This is a genomic window from Bradyrhizobium sp. UFLA05-109 (assembly GCF_054185165.1).
In genome coordinates, this window is sequence record NZ_JBBIAR010000067.1 from 28,253 (window position 1) to 52,087 (window position 23,835).

Genomic DNA, 23,835 nt, shown 5'->3' on the forward strand with positions numbered 1-23,835 from the left:
CTTGGGGCCAGCCTCTTCCCCGCGGACATGAAAATGCTCTAAGACCGCTGCAAAGCATCATCATGCGTTAACCAAGACAGGCAGGTTTTTCATGCGAATTGCCATGATCGGCACGGGCTATGTGGGGCTGGTTTCCGGTGCTTGCTTTGCGGATTTCGGCCATGACGTCACCTGCGTCGACAAGGACGAGCGCAAGATCGCAGCGCTCCACCGCGGTGAGATCCCGATCTACGAGCCGGGGCTCGACTCGCTGGTCGAGACCAATGTGAAGGCCAAGCGCCTGAGCTTCACGACCGATCTTTCCGGGCCGGTGGCGGAGGCGGATGCCGTGTTCATCGCGGTCGGCACGCCGTCGCGGCGCGGCGATGGTCATGCGGACCTGTCCTACGTCTACGCTGCCGCGCGCGAGATCGCTGGGTCGCTCTCCGGGTTCACGGTCGTGGTCACCAAGTCGACCGTTCCGGTAGGCACCGGCGATGAGGTCGAACGCATCATCCGCGAGACCAATTCGAAGGCCGATGTGGTGGTCGCGTCCAACCCCGAATTCCTGCGCGAGGGCGCCGCGATCCGCGATTTCAAATTCCCGGATCGCATCGTGGTCGGCACCAATGACGAGCGTGGCCGGAAAGTGATGGGCGACATCTACCGCCCGCTGTCGCTGAACCAGGCGCCGCTGATGTTCACCGCGCGCCGCACGGCGGAGATGATCAAATACGCCGCCAACGCGTTTCTGGCGACCAAGATCACCTTCATCAACGAGATCGCCGATTTGTCCGAGAAGGTCGGCGCCAACGTCCAGGAGGTCGCGCGCGGCATTGGCCTGGATAACCGCATCGGCACCAAGTTCCTGCACGCGGGCCCGGGCTTCGGCGGCTCCTGCTTCCCCAAGGACACCAAGGCCCTGATCAAGATCGCGCAGGACTATGACGTGAGCCTGCGCATCGTCGAGGCAGTGCTTGCCGTCAACGAGAACCGCAAGCGCGCGATGGCGCGCAAGGTCAGCCACGCGCTCGGCGGCGCGCTGCGCGGCAAGACCATCGGCGTGCTCGGTCTCACCTTCAAGCCCGACACCGACGACATGCGCGATGCGCCCTCGATCCCGCTCGTCACGGGTCTGCTCGACCAGGGCGCGAAGGTGCGGGCCTATGACCCGGTCGGTATGGAGCAGGCCAAGCAAGAGTTGCCGGCGATCGAGTATTGCGAGGATGCGTATGCCTGCGCCAAGGGCGCGGACGCGCTGGTCATCGTCACCGAATGGGTGCAGTTCCGCGCGCTCGATCTCGACCGGCTGAAGGAGATCATGGTGCAGCCCGTCGTGGTCGATCTGCGCAACATCTACCGTCCCGAAGACATGGAAGCCGCCGGCTTCGTCTATGAGAGCGTGGGACGGCCTGCCGGTCAGGTTTGATCGCCGCATCTTGTTGTCATACCCCGCGAAGGCGGGGTATCCAGTACGCTCGACCTTCGTCGGTGACGAGGGTCTTAAGTTGACTGGATCGCTCTCCTTAGCGCGCGATTGCGCACGAGGCGGGCGACGACGGATTAGCGGATATTGCCTCGCAGCTTCGACACGCCCCTTCCGATCGATGCGGTGCTCGACGACCTGTCGCGCACCCTGGAAGCGCACAACGCTGCCGTGCTGGTGGCGCCGCCCGGTGCTGGTAAGACCACGCGCGTGCCGCTGGCGCTGCTGGATGCGCCCTGGGCGAAAGCCAAGAAGATCATCGTGCTCGAGCCGCGGCGCATCGCGGCCCGCGCAAGCGCCGACCGCATGGCGAAGTCGCTCGGCGAGCGCGCCGGCGAGACGGTCGGCTATCGTGTCCGCTTCGGCTCGAAAATCTCGCGCGCGACCCGCATCGAGGTGGTGACGGAAGGCATCTTCACCCGCCAGATTCTCGACGATCCCGAGCTGACGGGCGTCGCCGCCGTCCTGTTCGACGAATTCCACGAGCGCTCGCTGGATGCCGACCTCGGCCTCGCGCTGGCGCGCGATGCGCAGTTGGGCCTGCGAGAGGATTTGCGCATCCTCGTGATGTCGGCGACGCTGGACGGCGCCCGGGTGGCGAGGCTCCTCGGGGAAGCGCCCGTCGTCGCGAGCGAGGGCCGCGCGTTCCCCGTCGAGACGCGTTATCTCGGCCGCAAGGCGGACGCGCCGCTGGAGCGGCAGATGGCGGATGCGATTGCCTCCGCGCTGCGCGCCGATGCCGGCTCGGTGCTGGCGTTCCTGCCCGGCGCGGCCGAGATCCGGCGCACGCAGAACTTTGTCGCCGAACGCGTCCATGACGCTGCCATCGAGATCGTGCCGCTGTTCGGCGCGCTGGATGCCGCCGTGCAGGATCGCGCCATTGCGCCTGCGCCCAAAGGCACGCGCAAGGTGGTGCTGGCGACCTCGATTGCGGAGACCTCGCTCACCATCGAGGGCGTGCGCATCGTCGTCGATTCCGGTCTTGCCCGCGTGCCGCGCTATGAGCCCGACATCGCCTTGACGCGACTCGAGACCGTGCGCGCCTCGCGCGCTGCAGTCGATCAGCGCCGCGGTCGCGCCGGCCGCACCGAGCCCGGCGTGTGCTACCGGCTCTGGGACGAGCCGCAGACCGCCTCGCTCGTGCCCTACACCCAGCCCGAAATTCTGAGCGCGGACCTTTCCTCGCTCGTGCTCGATCTTGCGCAATGGGGCGTGAGCGATCCTACCGCGTTGTCCTTTCTCGATCCGCCGCCTGCGCCCGCCTGGAAAGAGGCGAAGAGCCTGCTCGCCGAGCTCAACGCGCTCGATGGCGACGGTCGAATCACGATGGAAGGCAAGAGCCTGCGCGCGCTGGCGCTGCCGCCGCGGCTCGCGCGCATGATCGTGGATTCGCATCGCGCTGGCAGCGGCGAGGCCGCCGCCGAAATCGCCGCCATTCTCACCGAGCGCGGGCTCGGCGGCGACAGCGTCGATCTCGACCACCGTCTCGATCAATTCCGCCGCGACCGCTCACCTCGTGCCACCAGCGCCCGTGACCTCGCACGGCGCTGGGCCTCGCAAGTCGCGAACGCCGAGAGCCGCGCAACCGCCGCCTCTTCTCCCTCCCCCCTTGCGGGGGAGGGGCGGGGAGGGGGCCCCACGGCCGCAACTGCATCCGTTGACCTCTCCACCGGCATCATGCTCGCCTACGCCTTCCCCGACCGCGTTGCGCGCAACCGCGGCAACGGCAGCTTCGTGCTGGCCAACGGCCGCGGCGCGGCCGTCGAGCAGTCGTCTTCGCTTGCGCGTGCGCCCTACATAGCGGTGGCCGAGATGACAGGCACGGCGGCGAGCGGGCGCATCCTGCTTGCAGCGCCGATCAGCGAGGGCGACATTGAAGGTCATTTCGCCGAGCACATCGAAACCTCGGACGAGATTTCCTTTGATCGTGGCGCGATGGCGCTGCGCGCACGCCGCAAACGCGCGCTGCACGCCATCACATTGTCCGAGTCTCCGCTCACGCTTACGCCGTCCGAGACAACGGCCCGTATCCTCGCCGAAGGCCTGATCGCGGCCGGCCTCGACCGGCTGCCCTGGTCGAAAGCCGCCATCCAGTGGCGCGACCGCGTGATGTTCCTGCGCAAGGCCGAAGGCGAAAGCTGGCCCGATCTGTCCGACGGCGCCCTGGTTGCGCGGCGCGATGACTGGCTGGTGCCCGCGCTCTATGACAAGACGGCGCTGAAGGACGTCTCCGCCGGCGACCTCTCCGAGGCGCTGATGGCGCTGTTGCCATGGGACCTGCGCGCGCGGCTCGAACGCGAGGCGCCCACCCATTTCGAGGCGCCGACAGGGACGATGCTCGCGATCGACTACGAGGCCGAGCAGGGGCCGACCATCGCGGTGCGGCTCCAGGAATTGTTCGGGCTCAACACTCATCCATCGATTGCGGGCGGTAAGGTGCCGCTCGTTCTGGAGCTGCTGTCGCCGGCACAGCGGCCGGTGCAGGTGACGCGCGACCTGCCCGGTTTTTGGCGCGGCAGTTACGTAGCGGTCCGCTCCGATCTGCGCGGGCGATATCCGCGCCATCCCTGGCCCGACGATCCCGCGAGCGCACTGCCCACCCGGCGCGCCAAGCCGCGCGGGACGTAAACCGACGGTAGACCCTCATGGTGAGGAGCGCGGAACGCGCGTCTCGAACCATGCAGGCCCCGCTCGTACCCGTGGCCATCCTTCGAGACGCCCGCTTCGCGGGCTCCTCAGGATGAGGGCTTGTGGTGTTGCGATACGGTCGCATTAACCCTTCCGTCACGCTTTTCGCCAAAATGGCGGCCTCCCGTCCGCAAGCCCGCTCGCGGGCGGGCGCGTAGCGTGATGAAATCGTGTTTTCGGCTCCGAGTGGTGTCATGCGTAACATTATGATCTTCGCGGCCATCATGATTGGGCTGGGCACATTCATGGCGCAGATGGCCGACAAGATGAGCTCGGCGTCCGCCACATCGGCCCCGCGCCAGATGGCCGCCGTTCAGGCGCCGGCGCCGCAAGGGAGCAACCGCAGCGTCAGCATCCCCCGCGACGCCCGCGGCCATTTTCAGACAGAAGGACGGATCGATGGCCAGCGCATCGGCTTCATGGTCGACACCGGTGCTTCCGTAGTGGCGCTGAACGAGACCTCGGCTGCCCGCTTCGGCCTGCGTCCCTCGCACGGCGATTACAACGCGAACGTCACCACCGCCAACGGCACCATCAAGGCCGCGCGCACCCGCATCGCGATGCTCGACGTCGGCGGTCTCATCGTTCGCGACGTCGATGCCATGGTGCTGCCGGACGAGGCGCTGTCGGAGAATTTGCTCGGGCTCTCCTTCCTGTCCAAGCTGAGGCGCTTCGAATACGCCAACGGCCAGATGGTGCTGGAACAGTAGGCGAGCGCTTCGGTCGACGGCCTGACGGCGAAGCTCTATACGCTACGCGGCGCGACGACGTTCCAATATCGCGGGTTACTCGGCGATTGAATTCGAAGCCAGCGATAGGGTGCGCGTGGCCACGGTCTGATCTGCGCCGTCAAATTATCCAGTACCAGATCACCACTCTTCGCTCGGACCAGCAGAACCAGATGGCGCTTGCCCCAGGCGGTCACGACCTCGGCGAGCAGAAGCGCCCGCTGCGGCCATCCAAGGCTCAGAAGCCTGTGTCGTTTGCTGACGGCATAATCGTTGCAGTCGCCGCGTTTCGGATCAATCAGCCAATCTTCCACCCCCAGGACCGGCTCGTTCGGTTCCGGGATAATGGCTCTGTTCACGGTCTCATTGACCTCACTTAAATCTGTCCATCGTGCCTCCGTAAGGGAGATCGGCCCGCCACGGAACAGCTGGTGGGCCTGGCATTCGTCCCGGTAGTGCAGGCAAAACATCGTGTATGCCATCGGCGGAAGCGTCGGATCGCCGAGCTTGAGGTGCAGGGGCGCCGACGGAGGAGCAGTCGGCATACCCCACACTCTCTTATCGGCCGATTGAGCGGCCATCATTTGGCAGATCAACAAGATCAAGCCGGCCACGATCGCGGCCGGGACCGACGCCATGCGCATGCTTTGTCTCCTACGCGTTACGTCGTGGAGAAAGCTCGTGACGAGGCTTGAGTTAATGCTCTAATTAATCGGGTCAGGCCGCGTCCTGCGCCAAATCGATCGCGCAGCGTCCATCGGGCGAGACGGAGTAATGCTGAGCGGGATATGCGCGGTCGGGCCAGTTAGTTTCAACACGATTTCGCGATCAGAGGTTGTTAGGCACAAAGTGCACATCCGCGATGGAACGGATCGATCATGGCCGAGATCTTTGGCCGAGCGCTTTGCCCAACCTTGCGCGCTCCGAGCAGCGCTTGAAGCAACGTTTCTCCGTTACCAAACTGCCGCAATTATCGGCCATAAGCCAACAATCCCGCCCTTCCGCTCGGCCTGAGCATTCGCTATGCCTGCGGTATATTCCTCCTGCCTGTTAACGAGATTGTCTCGATGTTTCCCAAGCCGAAATCCTCGCTGCTGCCCAACACCTATGCCTTCGAATCCGAACCCATGGTGAAGGCTACCGGCTTTCGCGAATACGACGCGCGCTGGCTGTTCAACAAGGAAATCAACCTGATGGGGGTGCAGGCGCTCGGCATGGGGCTGGGCGCGCTGATCGCCGAGCTCGGCGTCCGCCAGGAGATCGTCACCGGGCACGACTTCCGCGGCTATTCGGCCTCGATCAAATATGCGCTGATCTCCGGCCTGATGGCGGCGGGCTGCAAGGTGCATGACATTGGCCTTGCCGTGACGCCGATGGCCTATTTTGCGCAGTTCGACCTGGATGTGCCCTGCGTTGCCATGGTCACGGCCTCGCATAACGACAATGGCTGGACCGGCGTGAAGATGGGTGCCAACCGTCCGCTGACCTTCGGCCCGGACGAGATGACGCGGCTGAAGGAGATCGTGCTCAACGCCGATTTCAGGAACAAGGCCGGCGGCTCCTATCAGTTCCACGAAAATTATCCGGCGCGGTATATCGCCGATCTCACCAACCGCCCGAAGCTGAAGCGCAAACTCAAGGTCGTTGCGGCTTGCGGCAACGGCACCGCCGGCGCATTCGCGCCGCAGGTGCTGGAGGCGATCGGCTGCGAGGTGATCCCGCTCGACACCGAGCTCGACCACACCTTCCCGAAATACAATCCGAATCCCGAAGACATGGAGATGCTGCACGCGATCCGTGATGCGGTGCTGCATCACAAGGCCGACGTCGGTCTCGGCTTCGACGGTGACGGCGACCGCTGCGGCGTCGTCGACAACACGGGCGAGGAGATCTTCGCCGACAAGGTCGGCGTGATGCTGGCGCGTGACATGTCAGCGATCCACAAGGACGCGCAGTTCGTCGTCGACGTGAAGTCGACCGGCCTGTTCATCACCGATCCCGTGCTGCAGAAGCAGGGTGCGAAAACCGCCTATTGGAAGACTGGCCATTCCTACATGAAGCGCCGCACCAACGAGATGGGCGCGCTTGCCGGCTTCGAGAAGTCGGGCCATTTCTTCTTCAACAAGCCGTTCGGGCGCGGCTATGACGACGGCCTCGTCTCTGCGATCGCGATCTGCGACATGCTCGACCGCGCACCGGGCAAGTCGATGGCCGACCTGAAGAACGCGCTGCCAAAGACCTGGTCGTCGCCGACCATGTCGCCGCATTGCGCGGACGAGGTCAAATACGGCGTCATCGATGCCGTGGTGAGGCATTTCGAAGGCTTGCACGAGAAGGGCGCCAAGATCGGGGGGCAATCGATCCGCGACCTCGTCACCGTCAACGGCGTGCGCGTCACGGTTGAGGACGGAAGCTGGGGCCTGGTGCGAGCGTCCTCCAACAAGCCCGAGCTCGTCGTCGTTGTCGAAAGCCCCGTCTCCGAGCAGCGCATGCGCGACATGTTCGAGATGGTGGACGGCGTGCTGCGCACGCATCCGGAAGTCGGCGAGTACAATCAGAAGATTTGAGCGGCGCGAGGGAGGCATGATCCATGCCTTCCTCTCCGCTGTCATGCCCCGGCTCGACCGGGGCATCCAGCACACCGCAGCTTCGCCGTATTCAATCGCCGTCTCTGGAATACTGGATCGCCCGGTCGAGCCGGGCGATGACAGTTCCCTTGTGGCGAGATTCGAAGTCTAAGCCGCCACTACCACCGGGATCGGCAGTGCGGTGACCGACTTGATCTTCTCCATGGCGAAGCGCGAGGTCACGTTCTTGAGCGGCACGGCGCTGATCAGCTTCTTGTAGAAGACGTCATAGGCCTGCATGTCGGCGACCACGACGCGCAGCATGTAATCGACATCGCCGGCCATGCGGTAGAACTCCATCACCTCAGGCATGGCGCTGACGGCCTCGGCGAATTTCTTCAGCCAGGCCTCCGAATGGTCGGCGCTCTCCACCGACACGAACACGGATATGCCGAGCCCGATCTTGTTCTGGTCGACCAGCGCCACTCGCTTGAGGATCACGCCATCGGCCTCCAGGCGCTGGATGCGCTTCCAGCAAGGCGTGGACGAGAGCCCGACCCGGTCGCCGATCTCGGCGACGGACAGGGAAGCGTCTTCCTGAAGTACCATCAGAATCTTGCGGTCGATGGCGTCGAGGCGGCGATTGGTCTCTGGCAGTTGGACGGCGAGGTCGCTCATTTGAGGAACTTTTTTCCATTTCAGGGGTCGAAATCCCTCATATATAGAAAAATCTTCTAGAGCAAGCCCATATTGCGGACAGCCGGGTGCCGCGCTGGTTAGCCTTCGTGCAAAAGCTCTTCAACTTCAATGCGTTGCGGGGCGGCCAGGCCGCCACCAAAGCGGGTGCATTTCAGCGCGGCGGCGGCCGCGGCGAATCGCAGCGCCTCCCGCCTATCCCGGCCTTCGGCGAGGCGAAGTGCAAAAGCACCATGGAAGACGTCGCCTGCGCCGAGCGTATCCACGGCGTGGACCGGAAAGGCCGGCGTCTCCTCCAGCTCGCCCCACTCATTGAGCCAGATCGTGCCGCGCGGGCCGCGGGTGCCGGCGAGGAACGCGGGCGTCAGCCTCGCCAGCGTCTTCAGCGCCCGACCGTCGTCGGCGACACCGGCCGTTTCCCGCAACTGCTCGCTGGCGAACAGGATGTGCGAGGCGGCCGCGAAAAGGCCATCGCCTGGAGACATTGCGCGGTCGACGCCGACGATGACGGGAATGCCGCGGCGTCGCGCCTCGGCGCAGAGGGGGAGGGCGAATTCGGCGCAGCGGCTCTCGACCAGAATGGCGTCGCAATCGCCGAGCAGCGCGTCGGCATCAGGCAGCTTCACCGTCCACAGCTTGGGATCACGATAGATGACGAGGGTGCGTTCGCCGCTCGCGTCGATCATGATCGTCGAGACCGGCGTCGTCAGGCCCGGCATTCGCGCGATGTGCCCGACGTCGATGCCCTCGCGCGCCATGCGTTCGAGGATGAAGCCGCTCGAGGTCTCCCGCGCATCGCCCATCGGCCCGACCAGCGCAGCGCGGCCGCCGAGGCGCGCGATGGCGATCGCGGCGTTGAGAGCGTTGCCGCCGCAGATCTCCTCCAGATGCGTGGCGTTCGCCTTGCTGCCGTGCTCGGGGACGCTGTCCACGCGGAAGGTCAGGTCGCGCACGGGAATGCCGATGCAGAGGATGCGCGGCGCGATTGTTCTGGCGGACATCGGCCGTCGTCGCTATGCGCCGTCCTTGCCCTGCAACCAGCGGCCGACCAGATGATGGGCGATGGCGAAGGGGTGCGGACCGGCAAGCCCGTCCGGATGCGTTCGCGTCAGCATGAGCCGCGCTTCGTCGCGGCTGAACCAGCGCGCGTCTTCCAGCTCCGAGTGGTCGACAGTGATCTCATCCGTCAGTGCCCGCGCGCTGCAACCGATCATCAGTGACGACGGATATGGCCAGGGCTGCGTCATGTAATACGCGACGTCCGTGCAGCGAATGCCGGATTCCTCGAAGATCTCACGGCGCACAGCGTCCTCGATGGTCTCGGCGGCTTCGACGAAGCCGGCAAGGCAGGAATACATGCCCGGCGGAAACTGCTTCTGGCGGCCGAGCAGGCACTTGTCGCCGGCGGCGACCAGCATGATCACGACCGGGTCGGTGCGCGGAAAATGCTCGGCCTTGCAAGCAGGACATTCGCGCTTCCAGCCGCCTTCCTTCATCGCGCTGCGCGTGCCGCAATTGGCACAATAGCCGTGGCGCTGATGCCAGGTGACCATCGACTTCGCCATCGCGATCGCGGATAGCTCGTCGGGGTGGATTGCGCCCTGCATGGCCATGCCGCGCAATTCGGTCACGGTATAATCCTCGCGGCCGATCAGCTTTTCGGCCGCGGCCTGCGGCATGCCCATGCCGAACACCGCTGCGCCATCGCGCAGTCCCAAGAAGATCGTGCCGGGATTGGCGCCGCATTTGGTGGCTTCGTCGATCGAGAGCAGAGCGCGCACGCCCTCGCCCTCGCGCTTCACCAGCAGCGAGTCGCGGTAGATCACATAAGCGCGCGACGACGGCTTCTGTTCGATCGCGAAGAGTTTTTCGTCATTGAGGCGCAGATGCGCGGCGCGATCCAGGACGTTGGTGACGAAGGCCGGCCGTCCCAGCGGAAACGAGTCGAATGCTGACATTATTGTTCTTTCAACCCAACCGTTCTTTCAACCCAACCAGATCTTGCGGCGAAGCGCGCTGATGAAATTCTGCACCTCTTCGGCATCATGCGCCAACGGCGGCATCACGCCCCAGACCGGGCGCGGCCACGCCGCATCGCTGGTGCGGCGCGCGATGATGTGCACGTGAAGCTGCGGCACGAGGTTGCCGAGCGCGGCGACATTGAGCTTGTCGCATTTGGTGATCTCCTTCAGCGCGCGGGAGACGCGCGTGATCTCGGTCATCAATTGCGCCTGCTGGACCTCGTCGAGATCGATGATCTCGACCGCATCCGCGCGCCGCGGCACAAGCAACAGCCAGGGGTAATGCGCGTCCTTGATGACCAGCATTTTCGACAACGGCAGATCGCCGATATCGATGGTGTCCTCTTTCAGGCGGGAATGCAGCGACCAGGCAGGATCAGGCATGAAGATTGTCCGGATGGCCCGACAGGCTCGGGCGGCGAGGGCAGGAACCCAAAGTGTTCGGCTTCGACCATACGCCACCGATTCCCGTAGGGGAAGGATCGCACTCCGCAGGAGCGATATGCTCCATCGTCGTCCCGGCGAAGGCCGGGACCCATAACCACAGGGAGAAGTTGTTGTGCGAGATCGTGGTTGCGAGCTCGCACGAGCACAGAAGCCTGCGGCTATGGATTCCGGGCTCGCGCGTTGCGCGCCCCGGAATGACGGAATTACGCTTCCGCCAGCACGCGCGCGTTGGCGCGGACCGAGGCTTCGCTGACGCGGATGCCGAGGCCCGGACCATCGGGCACCACGACATGGCCGGCGCGGTTGGGGATGCGCTCCTCCAGCACGTCCTCGGTCAGCACATGGTGCGGCATGTAGAACTCGCAGCCAAGCGAGATGCCGGGCGTCGCCGCGATCAGCTGCGTGCCGGCGGCGAGCCCGATGCCGCCTTCCCATAGCGTGCCGCCATAGCCGGGCAGGCCGGCGACGTCGGCGATCGCCATGATGGCTTGTGACTCGAACAGGCCGCCGGCCTTCATCAGCTTGATGGACACCGCGTCAGCGGCTTGCCGGCGCACCACCTCCATCATGTCGCGGCGATCGAAACAGCTCTCATCGGCGAGAACAGGTGTTTCCAGCGCTGACGTCAGCTGTGCCATGACGTCGAGATATTTGCGCGGCACCGGCTGCTCGATGAAGGTCGGCGAAAACTGCTCGACGTCGCGCAGGATCTTGATGGCGCCAAATGGCGCCAGCGCCTGGTTGTAATCGACCCGTAGATCGACGGTATCGCCGAATTCTTTCCGGATCGCCGCGAGATGATCGAGGTCCTCGCGGTGCGGCTTCACACCGGTCTTGACCTTGTAGATGACGTTGCCGTCCGGAACCATTTTGCGCATGCGCTCGAGGTCGGCGGCGAAATCCGGATCTGCAATCGAAAAGGAGAGGGGGATCGTGTCGCGCACGCGGCCGCCGAGCAGGTCGGCGGCCGAAAGTCCCGCCGTTTTGCCGACGATGTCGAGCAGCGCCATCTCGATCGCGACTTTTGCTTCGGCATGTCCAACCAGCGCGCGGTCGAGCTCCACCATCAGCGCGCGGATGCGGCGCACCGGCTTACCGAGCAGGATCGGACGCAAGTAGATGTCGAGCGCGGAGAACGCCGCCTCCGGCGTTCCCGTAAACACCTCCCATGGTGCCGCCTCGCCCCAGCCGACTACGCCGTCGCTCGCAGTGAGTTCGAGTAGCACGCGCTTCACCGTGCCCTTGACGTTGCCGACGCCCTGAAGGCGGGCCATCTTGATCGGGCTTTCGATCTGGAACAGGCGAAGCCGCTCGATCCTCGCTTCGGTCATGCCAGGCCTCCATTGACGTGCCAGATCTGGCCGGTGACGTAGGATGCCTTCGGCGACGCCAGGAAGGCGATGATCTCGGCCACCTCCTCCGGGCGCCCGCGACGGCGCATCGGGATCAGCGCTTCCGTTGCGGCGATCTGCTCGGGCGAAAGCCTGCTCTCGCTCGGCTTGTCCTTGAGGATGAGACCGGGCGCAACTGCGTTGACGGTGATGCCGTCGCCGGCGAGCTCGACCGCGGTGAGCCGCACCAAAGCTTCCAGCGCGGAGCGGCTCGCGGCGGTTGCCGCGAAGGGCGCGAAATCGGGGCGGATCGCATGCGCAACGAACGACGACACCGCGACGATCCGCGCATCGTGCCCGGCACGCAATAGCGGAAGCGCGGCCGCGACCAGCCGCGTGAAGGCCAGTGCGGACTCGTCCATCGCGCGGCGGAATTGATCTGCCGGCGTGCCGATCGCGCTGCCGCGGCGGGCATGGCCGCCGACCAGGACGAGCGCATCGAGCCGGCCGAAGGCGGCTTGCGCGGTCGCGACAGCGTCGGTTGCGGCGCTCTCCTCGGCGAAGTCGCCGAGGCATTTAGCAACCGTCGCTCCGCGTGCTTCAGCTTCAGCGGCCGTGGCATCGAGGCCGGCACCGTTCGAGCGTGTGTGCAGCAGCAGTGCGGTACCGGGAGCGGCGAGGAGCCTTGCCGCGGCGCGGCCAATGCCGCTGGCGGCGCCGGTGACGAGATAAGCGCGATTGATATCGGACATCACGATGCCGCATTGGCTGGCGGCAATGCGCCGGTGCGGTGGAAATGGCTCAGGAAGGCGCGCGTTGCAGCTTCCCGCGGGGCATCGATCACCTGCCGCGCCGGGCCGTCCTCGACAACGACGCCATCGCGCATGAACACGACGCGATCAGCGACTTCGCGGGCGAAGGCGATTTCGTGAGTCACGATCACCATGGTCATGCCTTCGGAGGCGAGCTGCTGCATCACGTTGAGCACCTCGCCGACGAGCTCGGGATCGAGCGCGGAGGTCGCTTCATCGAACAGCATCACGTCCGGCTCCATGGCGAGTGCCCGCGCGATCGCCACGCGCTGCTTCTGTCCGCCGGAAAGCGTCGCCGGATATTGATCGGCCTTTTCCAGGAGCCCGACTTTTGCCAATTGCGCGCGCGCCAATTTTTCAGCGTCTGCCTTCGGCATGCGGCGCACCGTGACGGGGCCTTCCATGACGTTTTGGAGCGTCGTCATGTGCGGGAACAGGTTGAAGTGCTGGAACACCATACCGGTGGTGGCGCGGAATCTTGCCAGCGTCTTCACATCAGGCAGCTTCGCGCCTTCCCCGAACGCGAAACGCGTCTCGCCGACGCGGACGCTGCCACCGTTCGGCACGACCAGCAGATTGATGCAGCGGAGCAGCGTCGACTTGCCCGAGCCTGACGGCCCGATCAGCGCGACCACGCCGCCCTTGGCGACGTCGAGGTTGATGTTCTTCAGCACCTCGTTGCTGCCGAAGCTCTTGCGCAAGCCGCGGATTTCGATCTTGCAACTCTCTCTAGACGTATCGCTCATTCGCTGACCGCCAGACGCTTCTCGCCCCGCCGCACGATGATGGTCAGGGGAATCAGGATCGCGGCATAGGCGAGCGCCACCGCGGTGTAGGTCTCCAGCGGCCGGTAGCTGTCATGCGCTGCGACCTGGCTCTGATAGACGAGGTCGGGCACGGCGAGAACCGAGACCAGCGAGGTGTTCTTGAACTGGATGATCGACTGGTTCATCAGCGCCGGAATCATGCGCTTGATCGCCTGCGGCAGGACGATGCGCATCATGGCCTGGCGCGGCGTCATGCCGAGCGCGGCGCCCGCTTCCGACTGACCGCTGTCGATCGAGACGATGCCGCCGCGAATGATCTCCGAATAAAACGAGCCGCCATAGAGCGACAGCGCGAGCGCCGAGGCCGTGATCGGCGTCATCTCGACGCCGGCAAGGATCGGCAGCGCGTAATAGAACCAGATCAGTTGCACCAGGATCGGCGTGCAGCGGAACGCCTCGACGAAGGTCAGTGCAATGCCGCGCAGCCAGCCAAAGCGCGACAGCATCGCGAGCGCGGCGATGAGGCCAAACAGCAGCCCGAGCAGCACGATGACCACGGTGAAGCCGACGGTGACGCCGAGCCCGTTCAGGAAGAGCCAGCGATAGCTCCAGAGGATGCCGAAGTCCCACTGATACATGCGTGCCTTTCGGAACTCAGACTGACGCGAGATTAAAGCGGTGGTGCCGCATTCTCACTGCACCTCTCCCGCTTGCGGGAGAGGTCGGCGCGCGTCAGCGCGCCGGGGGAGGGCTCTCCCCATCTTGGGGTTATCGATTGCGGAGGCACCCTCACCCCAACCCTCTCCCGCAAGCTGAGAGGGGGCGCGGTGCCAATCACGGATCGAGCTTGCTTCAAACCCATCCTACTTACAGCGTCACGCCCGGCGGAATGTCCGCCTCCGTCACGCCCACGAGCTCCATGTTTGTGAGGATCGCGGTGCGGATGAAGCCGAGGCCCTTATTGAAGTCGATCCAGGTGTTGACGTAGTCGCGCCAGGTCTTGTCGGTCTCGCGGCGGAAGCCGGCGTTCGAGGTGGTGGCGAAGATCGGCGTCGGCAGCACGAACTGGCCGAGCGAAGGATTCTTCTTCAGCACCGTGAGCGAGAGCATGGTGATCAGGCACTGCGCGTCGACGCGACCGGTCTGCAGCGCGGCGGTGGCATCATCCGCCGTCTTCAGGCGCGAGATCTGCGCCTTCGGGATCAGGCGGCTGACGACCTGGTCGTGCGAGGAGCCCTGGTCGACGGCGATCTTGATGTCGGGCGAGTTCAGCTCGGCCCAGGTCTTCGGCTTGAACTCCTTCTTGGCGAGGAAGCCGAAGGCGTTGTTGAAGACGGGAATCGAGAAGTCGACCACGAGCGCGCGCTTCGGAGTTGGGTTGAGGCCGAAGAAGATGTCGATCTTGTTGGACTGGAGATCGAGCACCGAATTGCCCCAGGTCGTCTCGGTGATCTCGAGCTCGGCCTCCATGTCGTCGGCGAGCGCCTTGGCGATGTCGATGTAAAAGCCCTTCCACTGCCCGCTGGCGAGGTCCTTCATGTAATAGGGCGCACCGCCATTGACCGCGCCGATCCGCATCTTCTTGGTACGGCGGATGCGCGCGAAGGTGGATTCGTTGGCATCGGGGGCCGTCTGCGCCGCCGCCGGGGATGCGACCGCGCCTGCCGCCATTGCCGCGCCGACTGCGCCAAGCCCGACAATCGATGCAACATCACGACGTGTAACCATTTTGGTTTCGCTTTTCTGATTGGGTGAAGTTCCGGCAGCGTTCATACCAAGGCAGCACCAACAGCGAAAGCACAGCCTCTTGGCGCTTTAGGCGGGGATTTGCCCGGATGCTGGGCAGGCTGATACCCGACCCGATACCCGCTTGCTTTCCGACCCTTTTGGCCCCAAATAGAGACCGGGAGATTGGCGGTGGACGAGCCACTCGCCAACCGGGTCAGGTCCGGAAGGAAGCAGCCCTAACGAGGTCCGGATCGGGTCGCTCGTCAGTCTCCTACCTGTTTTTTCGAGCGAATTGCGCCGGCGGGCTCCCCGCCAGCGCGCTCCTTTCCGCAAAAGCCGGCCGAGAGACATTTCATTGCGGATCGACCGATGACCGACGCTGGCGCCCCCACAGACCCTGACAGCGCCAGCCGGGCTGGCTTTGCGCTCGGCGCCCAGCCGGGAACGCCGTATCGAGTGCTGGCGCGCAAATACCGCCCCTCCAGTTTCGACGATCTGATCGGCCAGGAGGCCGTGGTCCGCACCGTCTCCAATGCGTTCGAGACCGGGCGTATCCCGCAGGCCTGGATCCTCACCGGCGTCCGCGGCGTCGGCAAGACCACCACCGCGCGCATCCTCGCCCGCGCGCTCAACTACGAGATGCCGGACGGCTCGGTAAAGGGCCCGACCATCCACATGCCGACGCTCGGCGTGCATTGCCAGGCGATCATGGAAAGCCGGCACATGGACGTGCTGGAGATGGACGCGGCATCGCACACCGGCGTTGATGACGTCCGCCAGATCAACGACAGCGTGCGTTATGCGCCAGCCAGCGCCCGCTACAAGGTCTACATCATCGACGAAGTCCACATGCTGTCGACGGCGGCGTTCAACGCCTTCCTGAAGACGCTGGAGGAGCCGCCGGAACACGCAAAATTCGTGTTCGCGACCACCGAGATTCGCAAGGTTCCGGTCACGGTGCTGTCGCGCTGCCAGCGCTTCGACCTGCGCCGGGTCGAGGCTGACGTGCTGATGAATCACCTTGCCGATATCGCTGCGAAGGAAAGCGTCGAGATCGAGCCGGAGGCGCTCGGCATCATTGCCCGAGCGGCGGAAGGTTCGGTACGCGACTCGCTGTCGCTGCTCGACCAGGCGATCGCCCATGCGGCCGGCCAGGTGAAGGCCGATGCCGTCAGGCAGATGCTGGGGCTCGCCGACCGCACCCGCGTCATCGATCTCTTCGATTCGCTGGTGCGCGGCGACATCGCGTCGGCGTTCAAGGAGTTCCGCGACCAGTACGATACCGGCGCCGATCCGATCGTCGTGCTCTCGGACCTTGCTGAGTTCGTCAACTTCGTTACCCGCGTCAAGATCGTGCCGGCTACGGCGGACAATGTCGCCTATGGCGAGACCGAACGGCTGCGTGCGCGCGAATTCGCGTCGAAGATCTCGATGCGCGTCTTGTCGCGGATGTGGCAGATGCTGCTCAAGGGCATCACCGAGGTGCAGGCCGCGACGCGCCCGGCGGCCGCCGCGGAGATGGTGCTGGTCCGCATCGCCTATGTCGCCGACCTGCCGACGCCGGACGAAGCGATCAGGATGCTGGAGCAGAACGGCGGCGCGTCGCCCGTCGTGAGCGGCGGCGGCGCTGCGCGCAGTACGCCGACCGCGCCGGTTGCCTCCGCGGCGCCGGTGCGCGCGCCGTCCTCGCTACCCTCATTCGGCGGTGGCGCGCGGCCGCAAATGGCAGCGCCTGCGCCCGAGATCCAGGGCTCGGCGCCCGCGCTGCGCATCACGAGCTTCACCCAGCTCGTCGCGCTCGCCGGTCAGAAGCGCGACCTCATGACCAAGGGCGCGCTCGAAGGCGATATGCGCCTCGTCCGTTTCGAGGAGGGCCGGCTGGAAGTCGCACTCGAGCCCAACGCCTCCAAGACCATGATTTCCGAGCTCGCGCGCAAATTCGAGCTCTGGACCGGTCGCCGCTGGACGGTGATCGTGTCCAACGAGCAGGGCCAGCCGACGCTGCGCTCGCTCAACCAGGCCGCCAAGCAGGAGCACGCGCGGACCGCGGAGGCCGATCCACGGGTGCAGGAGGTGCTGTCGCGCTTCCCCGGCGCCAAGGTCGTCGAAGTCCGCAGGCTTGCCCCCGAGACGCCGGAATCCAATATTAACGCCGACTATGGCAGTGACGATCCGCCCGACGGTTCCGACGGCGACGACGATCTCTGAGCCTATCTTTCCAAGGACGAACAACCATGGCTGATTTTCTCGGCATGATGAAGCAGGCGGCGCAGCTGCAATCCAAGATGCAGGCGATGCAGGACGAACTCGGCAATGTCGAGGTCGAGGGCATCTCCGGCGGTGGCCTGGTTGCGGTGCGCATGACTGCGAAGATGGACGTCAAGGGCATCAGGATCGATCCCTCGCTGATGAAGGCGGAGGAGCGCGAGGTGCTGGAGGATCTGCTCGTCACCGCGCTCGGTGATGCACGCCGCAAGGCGGAAGCCGCCATGCAGGAGAAGATGCAGGCGCTCACCGGCGGGCTCGGCCTGCCGCCGGGCCTGTTTGGCCAGTGATATGGGAGCGGTTGCCGGTCCCGAGATCGAACGCCTGATCCAGCTTCTGGCGCGGCTCCCCGGTTTGGGGCCGCGTTCGGCGCGGCGCGCCGCGCTGCACCTGATCAAGAAGCGCGAAGCGCTGATGATGCCGCTCTCCGCCGCCTTGCAGGTCGCGCTCGATAAGGTCCAGGTGTGCAAGACCTGCGGCAATATCGATACGCAAAGTCCCTGCACGGTCTGCACCGACCCGCGCCGCGATCCGGCCATCATCGTCGTGGTCGCCGATGTCGCCGATCTCTGGGCGCTGGAGCGGGCCAACGCGACGCAAGGGCGCTATCACGTGCTTGGCGCGACATTGTCGCCGCTCGACGGCGTCGGCCCGCAGGATCTCACCATCGACGCGCTGGTCGCTCGCGCACATGATCCCCAGGTGCACGAGATCATCTTGGCGCTGAACGCAACGGTAGACGGCCAGACCACGGCGCATTACATCACCGACCTGCTCCAGGATGCCAACGTCAAGGTAACCCGGCTCGCCCATGGCGTTCCGGTCGGCGGAGAACTTGATTATCTCGATGAAGGTACGCTATCGGCAGCAATGCGGCAGCGGACCCTGTTCTAGCTTTTCCCTTAAGACGACGGAACGGACGACATGACGAAACGATTCGCCAAACGGCTGGCTTTGGTCGCGACGATGATGACGCTGGTGACGCCGGCCATCTCGGCGCAGCAGGACGATGGTGCTCCGCCGCCGTCAAAGCCCGGCAAGCCGATCAACACCGGAGAGGTCCTGTCGGGCGAGCTCAACAGCATGCGCGTACGTGACGTCAAGAACGGCAAGAAGGTTGCAACCTATCAGATCACGTCCGAGCCGCGGCGCCTGCCGCCGCCGAACGGGCTGTGCAATCTGGAGACCGGCCCCGAGACATTCCAGCTCGTCACAAGCAGCGACGCGCAGGCCACGCAGTTGAAATCGTTCGTCGGCAAGGAGATCTCCGTCAAGGTCGACGAGGTCGCCTGCGCCAGCGATCCCGGCCAGATGAGCGAGGCCGTGATCACGAAGTGGAGCCTGGTGAAGAAGCAGTAGGGGTTCGATTGTAGGGTGGGTTAGCCGAAGGCGTAACCCACCATTGTCTATGTCCGCGGAGGCAGAAGAGGTGGGTTACGCTTCGCTAACCCACCCTACGGCAGCCCTACACCCGCACCGGGCCCAGCGTTTCGAAATGTCCGCGCTTCTGCAACCAGGTGAGCAGGATCAGGCTCGGCACCGCGACCACCACGCAGATCATGAAGAACAGCGGCCAGCCCGTCATCTTCGCGACGAAGCCGGCGCCTGACGAGAGATAGGTGCGCCCGACCGCGGCCAGCGCGGTGAGCAGCGCATATTGCGTCGCCGTGTGCAGCGGGTTCTGGCATAGCGCGGAGAGATAGGCGACGAAGATCACCGTGCCGATGGCACTGGTGAAATTCTCGCAAGTGATAGCGAAGGCGAGCGCCCACTGGCTGGCGCCTGCCAGCGCGAGCCACGAGAACGACAGGTTCGCAAGCGCCTGCACAACGCCGCCGATCCACAGGCTGGCTGCCAGCGAAAAACGCCGTGCGACGAAGCCGCCGGCGAAGCCGCCGATCAGGGTTGCGGCAAGGCCGACACCCTTCACGATCGCCGCATAGTCGTTGCGGGAGAACCCGAGGTCGATCACGAACGGCGCCGTCATGGTGCCGGAGAATGCATCGGTGAACTTGAACAGCACCACGAAAGCGAGCGCGACGAGCGCATCCTTGCGCGACAGGAATTCCGAGAAGGCGCCGATCGCGGCGTGCAGGACTCGCGCGAACGCCGTCTCGGTCTGTGTTGCCGCTTCCGCCTTTGCGGATTGTGCAGGCTCGGTGGCGAGAAGCGCAGTGATCGTGCCGATCAGCACCATGGCCGCCATCACCACATAGCCCCACATCCACGCGGACGGCTTCGGAATGCCGGTGCTTTCGAAGCCGGATACGATGAACAGCGCGCCCGCGGTCGAGACCAGCATGCCGATGCGGTAGGCTGCGACATAGGAGGCCATGCCGGCGGCCTGCTCGCTTTCGGGCAGGCTCTCGACGCGGAAGGCGTCGACCACGATGTCCTGCGTCGAAGACGTCGTCGCCACCAGCAGCGCGCCGAGTGCGACGAAGAACGGCGAGCGCGCAGGATCGGTCAGCGCCAGGAGCAGGATCGAGATGATCAGGAGGAACTGCGAGAACAGCAGCCAGCCGCGGCGGCGCCCGAAGGCGCGGGTGAACAGCGGCACATGCAACGCATCAACCAGCGGCGCCCACAGGAACTTCAGCGTGTAAGGCGTGCCGACCAGCGCGAACAGCCCGATGGTGCCGAGATCAACGCCGGATTCCCGCATCCAAACCAGCAACGTCGAGCCCGACAGCGCCAGCGGCAGACCGGAGGAGAAGCCGAGAAACAGCACGATCAGCACCCGCGGCTGCAGATACACGGCAAGGCTCTCGCGCCAGGAGGCAGCGGGAGCGTCGGTGGTCGTGGGAGCGGTTCCGGAAGTCGCGTCGGGTGCGGTCATGGAGGGGTGTTAGCAGATTCTGGCGGCCACAAGTGAGGTGTCGTCGCCCGGCTTGACCGGGCGACCCAGTATTCCAGAGACCGGAGTTATGGGGGACCTGCAATCCCCGGGTAAAGATCGTTCCAATCGGGATTGTCCTTCTCGATCAGCGCGATCTTCCACGCGCGCTTCCATTTCTTGAGGCGCTTCTCGCGCTTGATCGCATTCTCGGGATCATCGAACTGCTCGAAATAAACCAGCTTCACGATCGCGTATTCTTTCGTAAAGCGCTCGACCAGCTTCAGCTTGTGCTCGGCCACCCGGCGGATCAGATCATTTGTCACGCCAATGTACAGTGTACCGCCGATCTTGCTGGCGAGAATGTAGACGTAGTAACAGCGTGCACCCATCTGCCGCCTCTGGGATACTGGGTCGCCCGGTCAAGCCGGGCGACGACAGCGATATTGGGGGCGACAGGTTACTTCATAGACGCTCACTCCCCCGCTTGCAGCTTGCGCGGGAACAGTTCTGGCGTGCTGGCGACCAGGCGCGGGCCTTCCGGTGCGTCGGTTTTGCTGAAGTCGAGCTCCTCGATGCGGCCGGCGCGCTTCTCGATCTTGTCGGCGGAGATCAGTACCTGGCGCACGTCCTCGTTCACGTCGGCAAAATGCTTCTGCAGTTTCAGCACGCGATCGCGCAGGCGGCCGAGATCGTCGCCGAGCTTGATCACCTCGGTGCGGATCTGGTCGGCGGCGTCGCGCATGCGCGCGTCCTTCATGATCTGCTGCATGACCTGGATCGCGAGCATCAGCAGCGAGGGCGACACCAGCACGACGCGGGCGCGATAGGCCTTCTGGATCACGTCATCGAAGCCGTCGTGGATCTCGGCATAGACCGACTCCGACGGCACGAACATCAGCGCCATCTCCTGGGTCTCGCCGGCGACGAGATATTTTTCGGCGATGTCGCTGACATGCTTCATCACGTCGCCGCGCAGGCGCTGCGTGGCGACCCTGCGCTCCTCATCGGTGCGTGCGTCGTGCAGCGCCGTCATCGCCTCCAGCGGAAATTTGGCGTCGATGCAGAGCGGGCGCTGGTCGGGCAGGAACACCACGCAGTCCGGCCGTTTGCCGGTCGAGAGCGTGAACTGGAACTCGTAGGAGCCCTTCGGCAGACCGTCCTGGACGATCGCCTCCATCCGCGCCTGGCCGAACGCGCCGCGCGATTGCTTGTTGGCGAGGACGTCGCGCAGGGTGGTCACCTGCGTGGTCAGGTCGGTGAGGTTCTTGTGCGCGCTGTCGATGATGCCGAGCCGCTCGTGCAGTGCACGCAGGCTCTCCATGGTGTTGCGTGTCGTATGCTCCATGGACTGGCCGACGCGATGGGTGACCGAATCCAGCCGCTCGTTGACCGCGCGTGCCATCTCGGCCTGGCGGCCGGCGAGCGCCTGCGCCATGGCGTCGACGCGGCCCGACGCCTCGCTCTGGGCGCGCAGCATCTGGCTCAGGCGCTCCTCCAGTTCGTCGGCCCGGATGGTCTGGGCCATGGCGAGTTCCGCGCCACGCCGCGAGCCGCGTGCGATCACGATGGCAATCACCAGGAGCAGGATGAGGGCCAGCACACCGAAGCCGATCAGGGCGTCGACGGTGCGCACCGGCCAGTCGCCAGCGGTAAAAATGATCTCGTTCATGTCAACCCTTCTAGCCGATTCGCGAGCAGGCGCGAACGAAGAGGGAACATTTATGGTTAACCGGCAGTGAATTTTTATGGTTAACGAAAGCCTGGTTTTTATGGTTAGCGAACCGTTAACGGCGTTCCCGGCAACATTGACCGCATCCGGCGCGCGGCTTAAATCGCCGCCATGGCCTTAAGAGAAATCATCATCCTGCCCGACAAGCAGTTGCGTCTGGTCTCCAAGCCGATCGAGAAGGTCACGGCCGAGATCCGCAAGCTTGCCGACGACATGTTCGAGACCATGTACGATGCGCCCGGCATTGGCTTAGCGGCGATCCAGATCGCGCAACCCCTGCGTCTGATCACGATGGATCTCGCCAAGCGCGACGAGAACGGCGAGACCGCGCGAGAGCCGCGCGTCTTCATCAATCCGGAGATCGTCGCCTCGTCCGAGGAAGTGTCGGTCTACGAGGAGGGCTGTCTCTCGATCCCGGAATATTACGAGGAGGTCGAAAGGCCTGCGAAGGTGCGCGTGCGCTTCACCGATCTCGACGGCAAGTTGCACGAGGAGGATGCCGAAGGGCTCTACGCCACCTGTATCCAGCACGAGATCGATCATCTCAACGGCGTGCTGTTCGTCGACTACCTGTCGAAGCTCAAGCGCGACCGCGTGTTCAAGAAGTTCGAGAAAGCCGCCAAGCGCGCGGAGTGAGCGAACCATCCTTCGCCGTCATGCCCGGCCTTGTGCCGGGCATCCACGTTCTTCGCGCTACGAGCAAGAAGGGCGTGGATGGCCGGGACAAGCCCGGCCATGACGAGTACCTTGTTCGTTTTGAGGATTGTCTCGCCCTATGCCTCTCCGCCTCATCTTCATGGGCACGCCCGATTTCTCCGTGCCGACGCTGCTGGAGCTCGTCGCGCATGGCCATGAGGTCGCGGCCGTCTACACCCGCGCGCCGAAGCCGGGCGGGCGGCGCGGGCTGCAGTTGCAGCCGACGCCGGTTGAAGACGCTGCGCGAAAGCTCGGTATTCCCGTGTTGACGCCGAAGACCTTGAAGACGCCGGAAGCGCTCGACGAGTTCCGCGCGTTCGATGCCGATGCGGCTGTCGTCGTCGCCTACGGCATGATCCTGCCGCAGGCGATCCTCGATGCACCAAAGCTCGGCTGCTACAATCTGCACGCCTCACTGCTGCCGCGCTGGCGCGGTGCCGCGCCCATCAACCGGGCGATCATGGCCGGTGATGCCGAGAGCGGCGTCATGGTGATGAAGATGGACGTGGGGCTGGACACCGGCGACGTCGCGATGGCCGAGCGTCTTGCGATCTCGGACACCATGACCGCAGCCGATCTGCACGATCGCCTCGCCCGGCTCGGCGCCGACTTGATGGTCCGCGCGATGGCCGCGCTCGAACGCGGCGCACTCCAGCTCAAAAAGCAGAGCGAGGACGGCGTCACCTACGCCGCCAAGATCGACAAGGCCGAGGCACGGATCGACTGGACCAAGCCTGCGCGCGACGTGCTGCGCCACATCCACGGCCTGTCGCCGTTTCCCGGCGCCTGGGGCGAGCTCGCCGGGGTGAGCGAAAATGCGCGCGTAAAGATTTTGCGCTGTGAGCTTGCAAGAGGCTCGGGTGCGCCGGGCGACGTGCTCGACGACCAGCTCACCATCGCCTGTGGCGAGGGCGCCATCCGCATCATCGAGCTGCAGCGCGAGGGCAAGGCGCGGATGCAGGCCGCCGACTTCTTGCGCGGCGTACCGTTGAGGGTGGGAGCTCGATTTACGTAACACTGTCATACCCCGCGAAGGCGGGGTATCCAGTACGCCGC

At 64.8% G+C, this 23,835-nt stretch carries 23 protein-coding genes and 1 other RNA gene; 11 read left to right on the forward strand and 13 right to left on the reverse strand.

Going from position 1 to position 23,835, the window contains the following annotated elements; genetic code table 11:
• Positions 1 to 91 precede the first annotated feature (91 nt).
• The 3 genes from Q3C01_RS35470 (at position 92) to Q3C01_RS35480 (ending at position 4,863) form a co-directional block, all read left to right on the forward strand.
• A complete protein-coding gene (locus tag Q3C01_RS35470; RefSeq protein ID WP_458149917.1) occupies positions 92 to 1,408 on the forward strand; it encodes a UDP-glucose dehydrogenase family protein in 1,317 nt (438 codons plus the stop codon).
• A 144-nt stretch (positions 1,409 to 1,552) separates the two neighbouring features.
• Complete coding sequence (hrpB, locus tag Q3C01_RS35475; RefSeq protein WP_458149918.1) at positions 1,553 to 4,093, forward strand: ATP-dependent helicase HrpB; 2,541 nt, start codon at positions 1,553 to 1,555, stop codon at positions 4,091 to 4,093.
• 254 nt (positions 4,094 to 4,347) lie between these two features.
• Entirely contained in the window at positions 4,348 to 4,863 is a 516-nt protein-coding gene (locus Q3C01_RS35480; RefSeq protein WP_458149919.1) for a TIGR02281 family clan AA aspartic protease, read from the forward strand.
• Positions 4,864 to 4,898: 35 nt separating this feature from the next.
• On the opposite strand, the gene Q3C01_RS35485 is transcribed toward Q3C01_RS35480, so the two are convergent.
• Positions 4,899 to 5,525, reverse strand: coding sequence for a transglutaminase-like cysteine peptidase (locus Q3C01_RS35485; RefSeq protein WP_458149920.1), 627 nt, complete (start codon positions 5,523 to 5,525; stop codon positions 4,899 to 4,901).
• Positions 5,526 to 5,948: 423 nt separating this feature from the next.
• Between Q3C01_RS35485 and Q3C01_RS35490 the strand changes: the two genes are divergently transcribed.
• Positions 5,949 to 7,448: a phosphomannomutase/phosphoglucomutase gene (locus Q3C01_RS35490; RefSeq protein WP_458149921.1), complete on the forward strand. Its 1,500-nt coding sequence runs from the start codon at positions 5,949 to 5,951 to the stop codon at positions 7,446 to 7,448.
• Positions 7,449 to 7,616: 168 nt separating this feature from the next.
• Here the strand turns inward: Q3C01_RS35490 and Q3C01_RS35495 are convergent, their stop codons facing one another.
• The 9 genes from Q3C01_RS35495 to Q3C01_RS35535 form a co-directional block, all read right to left on the reverse strand.
• Entirely contained in the window at positions 7,617 to 8,126 is a 510-nt protein-coding gene (locus Q3C01_RS35495; protein WP_458149922.1) for an Lrp/AsnC family transcriptional regulator, read from the reverse strand.
• Positions 8,127 to 8,224: 98 nt separating this feature from the next.
• On the reverse strand, positions 8,225 to 9,145 hold the full coding sequence (locus Q3C01_RS35500; protein ID WP_458149923.1) for a sugar kinase: 921 nt from the start codon (positions 9,143 to 9,145) through the stop codon (positions 8,225 to 8,227).
• Positions 9,146 to 9,157: 12 nt separating this feature from the next.
• Positions 9,158 to 10,102, reverse strand: a complete 945-nt coding sequence (gene nudC / locus Q3C01_RS35505) for an NAD(+) diphosphatase (protein ID WP_458149924.1) — start codon at positions 10,100 to 10,102, stop codon at positions 9,158 to 9,160.
• A 27-nt stretch (positions 10,103 to 10,129) separates the two neighbouring features.
• On the reverse strand, positions 10,130 to 10,549 hold the full coding sequence (locus Q3C01_RS35510; RefSeq protein ID WP_458149925.1) for an HIT domain-containing protein: 420 nt from the start codon (positions 10,547 to 10,549) through the stop codon (positions 10,130 to 10,132).
• 266 nt (positions 10,550 to 10,815) lie between these two features.
• Positions 10,816 to 11,943, reverse strand: coding sequence for a muconate cycloisomerase family protein (locus Q3C01_RS35515; protein WP_458149926.1), 1,128 nt, complete (start codon positions 11,941 to 11,943; stop codon positions 10,816 to 10,818).
• On the reverse strand, positions 11,940 to 12,695 hold the full coding sequence (locus Q3C01_RS35520) for an SDR family NAD(P)-dependent oxidoreductase (protein ID WP_458149927.1): 756 nt from the start codon (positions 12,693 to 12,695) through the stop codon (positions 11,940 to 11,942). Before Q3C01_RS35520 ends, Q3C01_RS35515 begins: the two co-directional genes overlap by 4 nt.
• Positions 12,695 to 13,501 carry an amino acid ABC transporter ATP-binding protein gene (locus Q3C01_RS35525; RefSeq protein ID WP_458149928.1) on the reverse strand — a complete coding sequence of 269 codons (807 nt, stop codon included), beginning with the start codon at positions 13,499 to 13,501 and terminating at the stop codon, positions 12,695 to 12,697. The genes Q3C01_RS35520 and Q3C01_RS35525 overlap by 1 nt, the downstream gene beginning before the upstream one ends.
• Positions 13,498 to 14,160 (reverse strand): amino acid ABC transporter permease, encoded by a 663-nt coding sequence (locus tag Q3C01_RS35530; protein ID WP_458149929.1) that lies wholly within the window; start codon positions 14,158 to 14,160, stop codon positions 13,498 to 13,500. The genes Q3C01_RS35525 and Q3C01_RS35530 overlap by 4 nt, the downstream gene beginning before the upstream one ends.
• Positions 14,161 to 14,389: 229 nt before the next feature.
• On the reverse strand, positions 14,390 to 15,250 hold the full coding sequence (locus Q3C01_RS35535) for a transporter substrate-binding domain-containing protein (RefSeq protein WP_458149930.1): 861 nt from the start codon (positions 15,248 to 15,250) through the stop codon (positions 14,390 to 14,392).
• Between the two features lie 178 nt (positions 15,251 to 15,428).
• Between Q3C01_RS35535 and ffs the strand changes: the two genes are divergently transcribed.
• From ffs to Q3C01_RS35560, 5 genes are all read left to right on the forward strand, one after another.
• Positions 15,429 to 15,525: signal recognition particle sRNA small type (gene ffs / locus Q3C01_RS35540), an RNA gene on the forward strand.
• Between the two features lie 94 nt (positions 15,526 to 15,619).
• A complete protein-coding gene (locus Q3C01_RS35545) occupies positions 15,620 to 17,458 on the forward strand; it encodes a DNA polymerase III subunit gamma/tau (protein WP_458149931.1) in 1,839 nt (612 codons plus the stop codon).
• Between the two features lie 26 nt (positions 17,459 to 17,484).
• A complete protein-coding gene (locus Q3C01_RS35550; RefSeq protein WP_254100560.1) occupies positions 17,485 to 17,805 on the forward strand; it encodes a YbaB/EbfC family nucleoid-associated protein in 321 nt (106 codons plus the stop codon).
• A 1-nt stretch (position 17,806) separates the two neighbouring features.
• Positions 17,807 to 18,409: a recombination mediator RecR gene (gene recR, locus Q3C01_RS35555; RefSeq protein WP_027520814.1), complete on the forward strand. Its 603-nt coding sequence runs from the start codon at positions 17,807 to 17,809 to the stop codon at positions 18,407 to 18,409.
• 30 nt (positions 18,410 to 18,439) lie between these two features.
• Positions 18,440 to 18,874 (forward strand): hypothetical protein, encoded by a 435-nt coding sequence (locus Q3C01_RS35560; protein ID WP_458149932.1) that lies wholly within the window; start codon positions 18,440 to 18,442, stop codon positions 18,872 to 18,874.
• 106 nt (positions 18,875 to 18,980) lie between these two features.
• Here the strand turns inward: Q3C01_RS35560 and Q3C01_RS35565 are convergent, their stop codons facing one another.
• The 3 genes from Q3C01_RS35565 to Q3C01_RS35575 form a co-directional block, all read right to left on the reverse strand.
• The gene (locus tag Q3C01_RS35565; RefSeq protein ID WP_458149933.1) at positions 18,981 to 20,354 is read right to left on the reverse strand and encodes an AmpG family muropeptide MFS transporter; all 1,374 of its coding nucleotides are present in this window, start codon (positions 20,352 to 20,354) and stop codon (positions 18,981 to 18,983) included.
• An 86-nt stretch (positions 20,355 to 20,440) separates the two neighbouring features.
• Positions 20,441 to 20,743 (reverse strand): GIY-YIG nuclease family protein, encoded by a 303-nt coding sequence (locus tag Q3C01_RS35570; RefSeq protein ID WP_458149934.1) that lies wholly within the window; start codon positions 20,741 to 20,743, stop codon positions 20,441 to 20,443.
• Between the two features lie 83 nt (positions 20,744 to 20,826).
• Positions 20,827 to 22,023 carry a DNA recombination protein RmuC gene (locus Q3C01_RS35575; RefSeq protein WP_458149935.1) on the reverse strand — a complete coding sequence of 399 codons (1,197 nt, stop codon included), beginning with the start codon at positions 22,021 to 22,023 and terminating at the stop codon, positions 20,827 to 20,829.
• Between the two features lie 171 nt (positions 22,024 to 22,194).
• Here Q3C01_RS35575 and def point away from each other — a divergent pair, with 171 nt between their 5' ends.
• The gene (gene def, locus Q3C01_RS35580) at positions 22,195 to 22,719 is read left to right on the forward strand and encodes a peptide deformylase (protein ID WP_458149936.1); all 525 of its coding nucleotides are present in this window, start codon (positions 22,195 to 22,197) and stop codon (positions 22,717 to 22,719) included.
• A gap of 139 nt (positions 22,720 to 22,858) precedes the next feature.
• Positions 22,859 to 23,794, forward strand: coding sequence for a methionyl-tRNA formyltransferase (gene fmt, locus Q3C01_RS35585; protein ID WP_458149937.1), 936 nt, complete (start codon positions 22,859 to 22,861; stop codon positions 23,792 to 23,794).
• Positions 23,795 to 23,835 lie beyond the last annotated feature (41 nt).